This window comes from Chryseobacterium sp. JK1 (assembly GCF_050632815.1).
In the GTDB taxonomy this organism is placed as follows: domain Bacteria; phylum Bacteroidota; class Bacteroidia; order Flavobacteriales; family Weeksellaceae; genus Chryseobacterium.
The window spans coordinates 2,037,174-2,045,484 of record NZ_JBODRU010000001.1; the positions used below are offsets into that span (position 1 = coordinate 2,037,174).

The following is an 8,311-nucleotide window of genomic DNA, read 5'->3' on the forward strand; positions in this document are numbered from 1 at the left end:
CTATTTCTTGATCTGCTTTTTAACTTCTTTCGCTTCTGCAACGATTTCCGGGAAGTCTTTATAGTTGGCAATAATCTGATCACATGTATAACTTGCCTGATAATTATCTTTCAGACCGATATAGTTTTTCGCCATCAGTACCAACGCTTTCGCACCCCAATATTCTTCTGATGAATAATTATTAGCCAGCTTAAAGATGGTTTCGTTAGAAGATTTAAATGCCTTTCCTTTATTCTGATAATATGCTTTGGCATACAATGCTTCTGCTGCAACCGAAGTATTTGAAGATTTTTCGAGAGAAGAATAAGCGGCCTGTGCATCTTTATCTTTTCCTGCATTCATCAAACTTCTTGCCTTAATTACTTTTGCTGTTTCAATAACTGCTGTTGAGTTTTTAGAATTGGCAATCACTGCATTGGCTAATTTTTCAGCTTCTGAGAAGTTTTTCTCATCAGCGTAAAGTTTCATCAGCTCAACGTTTGCATAATTTTTAATCCCAATATTTGAAGAGTTTCTGATGCCTTCAAGGTACTTTTTCGCTTCCGAAGTATTCCCTTGTGCAATAAAGATTTGAGCTAAACGAGTTTGTGCATCATCCTGGTAATCATTCTGAATTCCAGCCACTTCCTGCAATACAAGTAAAGCTTTTGTTGAATTATTAGTTTGATAATAACTTTCTCCCAATTCATACTTAGCCTGGTAAAGACCTTCTCCCGTAGGATTCTGCGTCAGATACTTTTCATAATAAGAAATAGCATTTTTATAATCTTTCTTAGCGAAGTATTGTTTTCCGGTAGACAGGTTGATCTCATCAATTTCTGAAGCATCAACATTTACTCCGATATTTCTTGCAAAGGTTTCGTATCCTGAAACATCTCCGTTTTTCGTGAACAGAGGTTTCGCAGCCTGAACAATTTTCTGAGCATACGCTGTATTTTTGTACTGTTCACCAAGAGATTTCAGTTCTGAAAGCGCTTTGTCATTCTGATTCTGATCGATATAATTCTGAGCCCTGTAAATAGAAGCATTAGCAATTAAATCTTTGTCTGAAGAAGTTTTAATGACTTTTCCAAAATAATCATTAGAGTTGGCAAAATCATCCTGATCCGCATAAGCCGTTCCTATCTCATATTGAGCATCATCATAATATTCGGAATCCGGATATTTTGATAAAAGGTTTTTAAGGTTTGTAATTTTTGCCTGAGTATCCCCTTTAAAGCCTAGAGCCATTGCTTTTTGGTAAAGAGTATAATCTGTTGCGTCCACATTTTTGTCGTAGATCGCAATCGCTTCATTCAGATCGTTATTGGCGTAATGAATATCCGCCAGACGAAGTTCTGCATCATTTTTAAACTCAGGTTTCGGATTGGCAAGATACTGTTTGAAATATGTTTCTGCCTGATCAAATTTCTTAGATTTGAAATAGGCATATCCTAAATCATAAGGCAATTGCTGCTTCTCAGGGAAATTCTCGTTAAGAAGTTTCTCGTAACGTACAATTGCTGAAGGATAATTCCCTTTCTGATAATATACCTGTGCCAGCCAGTACAAGGCTCTGCTATTGAATTCTTTATTGATATTGAAACCAAGACTTCTTAAGAAATATTTCTCAGCTTCATCGTAATTTCCTTTGTTAAATTCTTCCGTTCCTAATAAATAAGAAACTTCCTGATCTACTTTATTGATTTCAGGGGTAGAACTCTGCAGTCTGTCGATTGCATTTAATGTTTCTTTATAGTTTCCTGAATACAGATAGGACTTCACCAATAAAGACCTCATTTCTGAAGCATTTCCAGCATTCTGGTTATCGTTGATATAACTTTGAATTACTGCAGACGGACTTTCGAACGGGTTTCCGATGTCATAACCCAATTTGGCGTATTGTTCGTGAGCCAGTTTTTTTACTTTCGCATCATAATCCATCTGGTAAGAAGAACGGAATGCTGAAAGTGCTTCCTGCTTTTTGTCTACCGCCAGATAAGCATTTCCTAACTGATAGTAAGCATTCTGTGCCAATGCCGAATTGCTGTTCAGAAGCTGGTTATAATAAGAAACCGCTTCATCATATTTTTTCAGCTGAGCAGCCACGAATCCCATCTCATATAAATCATTTTCAGATGGATTTTGCTGTACACTCAGGTAATCTTTTAAGTGAGGATAGGCAGAAGTATAATCATTCTTCATGAAGTAACTTTCTCCGATGATCTTATGAACCTCTGCTTTATAAGATTCAGAAATACTCTCATTCAGCAGGGCATTTCCTTCTGAGATCGCCTTGTCGTAGTTCTTATCATTATAATACATCTGTACATAATAAGGACGAACCAATTTTGAGAATTTATCCTGATTTTTTATCGAGTCAAAATATTGGAAAGCTTTATCATTCTGCCTGTTGCTGTAATACAAATGTCCCAGCATATAGGCGATATCGCCTTTCTGAGACTGATCTGCAGATTTATAAGCCTCTTCAAGTGCATCCGTTGCTCCTTTTGAATCTCCGGTCATGAATTTTGCATAGCCCAATTTCAGAATATACTGTGTATTTTCATCCTTTGAAAGCTGATACTGGTTTACTTTTTTCAAAGTCTCCAATGCTTTGTCAAAATCTTTTTTAGCCAGATAATAATCTGCCAACGGTAAGTTTGCCTGAGCAAAATAAGCAGAGTTTGGATATTCTTTCATGAAAGCTGTTAAACCTTCCTCAGCATGGTTTTTCTGAAGAATTACCCCAATCACATTATCAAAAAACTGCGCCGCCTCCTTTTTCGAACGCGACAGATTCTGATTGTAGAAATATTGTCTTGCATATTCGTATTGGGAGGCGTTATATATCTTGGTTTGGTAAAGATTTTCAGCGAGATTGAATCTGTAATTTTCTTTCTGGGTAAAATATTGGGACTGCTGAGCCTCGGAGATTCCGAAATACATCACAGCAGCCGCTAAAAGTATTTTTTTTGATTTCATTCTTCTTTATATAAGAAAATTAGTCTAAATAAGTTAACGAAAATATTAAAAACTTATTGTTTAGGCAAGTTTTAGCACATTTAAAGCCATAAAATAACGATTTAATAACAATGAAACCATTTCACTGTTTAATGATAAAAATCCTTAATTTAGTCGCTTAAAATATAAACAAATTGGTAATCAATCATCAAAAACATATTTGATCTGATACTTTTTCAACAGCAGCTAAAAACATACCATTAACATATTATATATGAAATTTAAGATACTTTTAGCATTAATTTTTGTCAACCTGATTCAGGCTCAGAAATTCAACTTTCCAGAAACAGCTGTAACAGACTCCGTTATATTGGAAAAACAGATGCCTATTCTCGCTTCACAGCTTATTCCCCATATACAATCGAAGAAGTATAAACCTAAGAATGAATTAGACTTTTCAGATGCTTTATTCCGTTTGCAGATCGTAGCTCAGGATTATAAGCAATCGCTCTCCACCCTTGCGGAAAATCGTAATCAATTTGCTGATCACAACATGGCAGGGTACAGATTTCTCGGCTACGAATTGTACAGTATGGCTAAAATGCTTGAAAGAGAAGGTAAAGTTCCATTTTCCAACGCTCTTCAAACAGCATTCAACCAAAAATATGAAAGTCTCCCTGTTTCATTAACTCCAAAAGTCGGATTAGCTGTTAACGGAAATGTTGGTGATTCCAGAATGTATTTGAGAAAAGCACTGGACAAGCAAAAAGGGAAAAAAACGATGGATTTTGCTACAGCATTTGCTTTGTGTAAAAGTTATTTAAACTATAAAACCTATTCCAGCATCAAGCCACAGGTAACACAGCTGCTGGATTTAAAAGAAAAAGAAAGATTCGTTATGGAGACTCAGGATCTTCATCTAAAAAACGGAAATACACTTACGATTACCATTGCCAGAAAAAAAGAAAATACCTCTCCATTGCCTGTTATTCTTACCAATAATATTTACGCAGGTTCATCTGATGACTTTTTTGCAAAGAGAGCCGCTGTCTATAATTATGTGGGAGCAGTAGTGAATACCCGCGGTAAAAGAAACAGCAATGATGTGAACAATCCTTTTGAGCACGAATCAGAAGATATTTATGAAGTGATCGACTGGATAAGTAAACAACCATGGTGCAACGGAAAAGTGGGAATGATTGGAGGAAGTTACCTGGGATTCAGCCAATGGGCAGCCGTAAAAAGGCTACATCCTGCATTAAAAACAATTGTTCCGCAGGTTGCTGTAGGAATAGGAATCGACTATCCTGCTCAGAATAATATATTTATGAACTATATGCTGCAATGGATTCAGTATGTAACCAACAACAAACTTACAGATGAAAAAGACTTTGCGAATTCCACAAAATGGGACTCTATCAATACAAAATGGTATAAAAGCGGTCAATCTTTCAGATCTCTGGATACCATAAGCGGTAAACCCAGCAAAATATTCCAAAGATGGCTGGATCATCCGGGATATGATCAATATTGGCAAAAGATGGTTCCTTATAAAGAAGATTTTTCTAACATCAACATTCCTATATTAACGACCACGGGATACTATGATGATGATCAGATTGGAGCACTGTATTATTTTAAGCAACACCATCAGTACAATAAAAACGCAAATCATTATCTGGTTATAGGGCCTTACAATCATGGAGGAGCGCAAAGCTTTGGCTTCACCTATCAAAATGGGCAGCAGCCAATCGATCCAGTGGCTCGGATAAGCATTGATGATCTTGCTTTTTCCTGGTTCGATTATATTCTTAAAGATGGTAAAAAGCCCGAGATTTTAAAAGACAGGATCAATTTTCAGGTAATGAGCACCAATACCTGGAAACATGTCGCCAATCTTGATAAAATGCATACCTCTACTTTGAAATTCTACCTTCAGGATCATAAGAATGTATCTTCTGTCTTTAACAAACCCGATACTCAAAGTTTCACAAAACAAACTGTTGACCTTAAGAACAGAGATCAAAAAGAATCTTACTATAAAATTGATAAACAAAACAGTGTAAAATCAACCCATTCAATTGCTTTTGAAAGCGAAGTTCTGGATAAGGACATAATCATCAGTGGAAATCTATCGGGATTCTTCAATGTTTCAATCAACAAAAAGGATTTTGATACAGATATGTATTTATATCAGATTCCACCAAATGGAAAACCATTTTTATTATCAACCCATATTGTAAGAGCAAGCTATGCGAAGAATAATGAGGTACGCCAACTTCTTGAGCCTAATACAATAGAACAGATCCCCATTAACAATTCCTATTTTATGAGTAAAAAGATGGAAAAAGGAAGTAAGCTGCTTTTATTGGTCGGTGTTAATAAAAATCCCAACTGGCAGATCAATTATGGTACAGGAAAAGATGTAAGTGATGAAACGATAAAGGATTCCGGGGAACCTTTGGAGATAAAATGGTACAACGACAGCTATGTTGAAATCCCTGTATACAACGAGTAAAGCCTTATGTTCAGGGAATTTTACCCAAATGTTGTTAACGACTGTTAACATCAAAATAAAAAATCATTACATTTGCTTTTTTTCAAATCAAATATAGTTATTGAATGAGTCAACTTTTTAGAAGAAAAATCTATTCAGATACAGATACTTCAACGGGACTTTTAAGAGTCTTAGGCGTGTGGGACATCGTGTTTTTTGGTATTGCGGCCATTATCGGAGCTGGAAGTTTCAGCAGTTTGGGAGAAGCCGTTTTCAGAGGAGGTCCCGGTGTTATCCTTCTATATTTGATCTGTGGTTTTGCCTGCGGCTTTACTGCTTTATGCTATGCTGAGTTTGCCAGCAGAATTCCCACTGCGGGATCTGCCTATACTTATGCTTATGCAAGTTTTGGAGAACTTATTGCCTGGGTGATCGGCTGGGCTTTGATTATGGAATATTCATTCGGAAATATCTATGTTGCCTTTTCCTGGTCGGATTATTTCACCAGCTTTCTGAGCCGTCTCGGAATGCACATCCCCGATTATCTGACCTGTAGTTACACCGAAGCGCGAAAAGCATTTCAATATGGTTCAGAAAACAAAGAATTATTAAATGCATGGAAAACTGCGCCACTCATAGGAAGCCTTAAATTCATTGTAGACGTTCCGGCATTGGTCATCAACGGATTGATTACCTGGCTTTGCTACGTAGGTGTGAAAGAAAGTAAAAACTTCAACAACTCATTGGTCATCTTAAAACTGGGAGTCATTGTGTTAGTCATTCTCGTGGGAGTTGCTTATGTAAACACTGAAAACTGGACACCAATAAGCCCCACTACGGGAACTCCATCTTTTATGCCTAATGGCTTTGCTGGAGTAATGAGTGCTGTTTCCGGAGTATTTTTTGCCTATATAGGATTTGACGCTTTAAGTGTGCTTTCTGAAGAAACAAAAGATCCTCAAAAGACCCTGCCAAAAGGAATGATCATCTCTCTTGTTCTGTGTACTGTGATCTATATCGCATTAACTCTTGTGTTAACAGGAATGGTAGATTATAAGAAATTTGACGGTGTCGGAGATCCTCTTTCATTTATATTTGAAAAAACAAATGCTAATGTAGCCTGGATGGAGCTTATCGTTTCCTTCGTGGCTATTGTGGCCATTACAACAGTACTATTGGTTTTCCAGATGGGACAGCCGAGAATCTGGTATGCGATGAGCCGTGACGGATTGATGCCTGCAAGATTTCAAAAGGTACATTCTAAATACAAAACACCATCATACGCCACTGTTGTTACCGGAATTGTAGTGGGTATTCCAATTTTGTTTACAGATAAAACATTCATCCTTGACTTTACCAGTATCGGAACAATCTTCGCTTTTGTACTTGTTTGTGCGGGAGTTCTTCTTCTTCCTGCTAAAGAAAAGATCAAGGGAAGATTTCACCTTCCGTATGTGAATGGTAAGATCATTTTCCCGGTTATTTTTATTGGAGGACTATTTGCTTTCTATAAATGGCAGCCGGAATTTTTCACCACTTTAATGGATTGGGCAGATCCTAAAGAAGGAGAATTCAGAGCCTCTATCTTCTTCTTTATTATCATTAATTTGATTTTATGTGTTGTCACCTTCATCAAAAATCTTTCTCTGATTCCATTAATCGGTTTAAGCTCGTGTCTGTATCTTCTTACCGGAATGAGCCACGAAAACTGGTTCTGGTTCGGAATGTGGTTCCTGATCGGAATGGTGATTTACTTCTGTTATGGATACAAAAACAGTAAGCTTGGAAAGGAATTAAAGAATAGCTAGAAATAATAAAAAAAGCTCTAAAAGGCAAAATTGCAAAAAGGAAAACCATTGGCAGACCGATTTGCAATTTTGCCTTTTTCTTTTTACTCTATGACAAAAATCGGCAGCATTATTGCTATATCCTTCAAAGAATCAATAAACTACACTACCATGTCTGAAAGAATAAAAACCTACAGAGAATTCTATCAGTTCTACCTTACAGAACACAGTAAAACAGGAACCCGCATTTTTCACTTTATCGGAACCCTGCTTGTATTTTTCGTTATAGGATACGTTATCAGCTCCGGAAAGGAAAGATTTCTTTGGTATATTCCGATTTTCGGATATGGATTTGCATGGTTCAGTCACGCCGTTATTGAAAGGAACAAACCGGCAACGTTTAAATACCCTATATGGTCTTTAATTTCGGATTTCAGATTGTTTTTTGAACTCCTGATCGGAAAACAGAAATTCTTAATCCCAAACAAACAGCCACAGAATCAGGAATAAAGAATATAATATACAGGTTAATATTAAGTTAACTAATATTGCTTTTCAAGAATATCATAGTGAATGGTATTCATCACTTTTTCTGTTAATGCATCTCCATCCATTTTAATATGCTCAGGTTTATAATCCGAAAATGTGATGGTTTTATCTTGGTTAAAAGTCACAATAACTTCTTCTAAAATAGTTTTATCATCTACATAAAACTGAATTCTGTTATCAACAATCCTCCAAAATGAGAGTCTCGGCTCAGAAGGGCTGCAATCTCCCACATTCCCTTCAGTATAGTTATAAACCGCAAAACTATCTTCTCTTATAGAATAATTTCGCATCAGACGACAATTATCAAAATCTTTAATGACCTTCTTTTTATTTTCATAAAATCCTGATTCTTTCAGTTTCCAGAAACCTATCACATTGTCTTTTGATAGTTTTTGAGCATTCATAAAAGGAAATACTGAGGTAAGTAAAGCAAGAGAAAAGACCTTATGCATGATGGATTGTGTTGTGTTTTTTTATCTGATTTCATACGAATATACAATAATTAGAACAAACAGTTTCGGGGGGGGGGGGGGGG

At 36.4% G+C, this 8,311-nt stretch carries 5 protein-coding genes; 3 read left to right on the top strand and 2 right to left on the bottom strand.

The window, feature by feature from the left end; translation table 11 throughout:
• The gene (locus tag ACQ76T_RS09155) at positions 1-2,964 is read right to left on the bottom strand and encodes a tetratricopeptide repeat protein (RefSeq protein ID WP_431343000.1); all 2,964 of its coding nucleotides are present in this window, start codon (positions 2,962-2,964) and stop codon (positions 1-3) included.
• A 253-nt stretch (positions 2,965-3,217) separates the two neighbouring features.
• Between ACQ76T_RS09155 and ACQ76T_RS09160 the strand changes: the two genes are divergently transcribed.
• From ACQ76T_RS09160 to ACQ76T_RS09170, 3 genes are all read left to right on the top strand, one after another.
• Positions 3,218-5,461, top strand: coding sequence for a CocE/NonD family hydrolase (locus ACQ76T_RS09160; RefSeq protein ID WP_431343001.1), 2,244 nt, complete (start codon positions 3,218-3,220; stop codon positions 5,459-5,461).
• Between the two features lie 104 nt (positions 5,462-5,565).
• Positions 5,566-7,248: an APC family permease gene (locus ACQ76T_RS09165; RefSeq protein WP_431343002.1), complete on the top strand. Its 1,683-nt coding sequence runs from the start codon at positions 5,566-5,568 to the stop codon at positions 7,246-7,248.
• A gap of 150 nt (positions 7,249-7,398) precedes the next feature.
• A complete protein-coding gene (locus ACQ76T_RS09170) occupies positions 7,399-7,737 on the top strand; it encodes an Mpo1-like protein (protein WP_431343003.1) in 339 nt (112 codons plus the stop codon).
• A 32-nt stretch (positions 7,738-7,769) separates the two neighbouring features.
• On the opposite strand, the gene ACQ76T_RS09175 is transcribed toward ACQ76T_RS09170, so the two are convergent.
• Complete coding sequence (locus ACQ76T_RS09175; protein WP_431343004.1) at positions 7,770-8,228, bottom strand: lipocalin family protein; 459 nt, start codon at positions 8,226-8,228, stop codon at positions 7,770-7,772.
• Positions 8,229-8,311 lie beyond the last annotated feature (83 nt).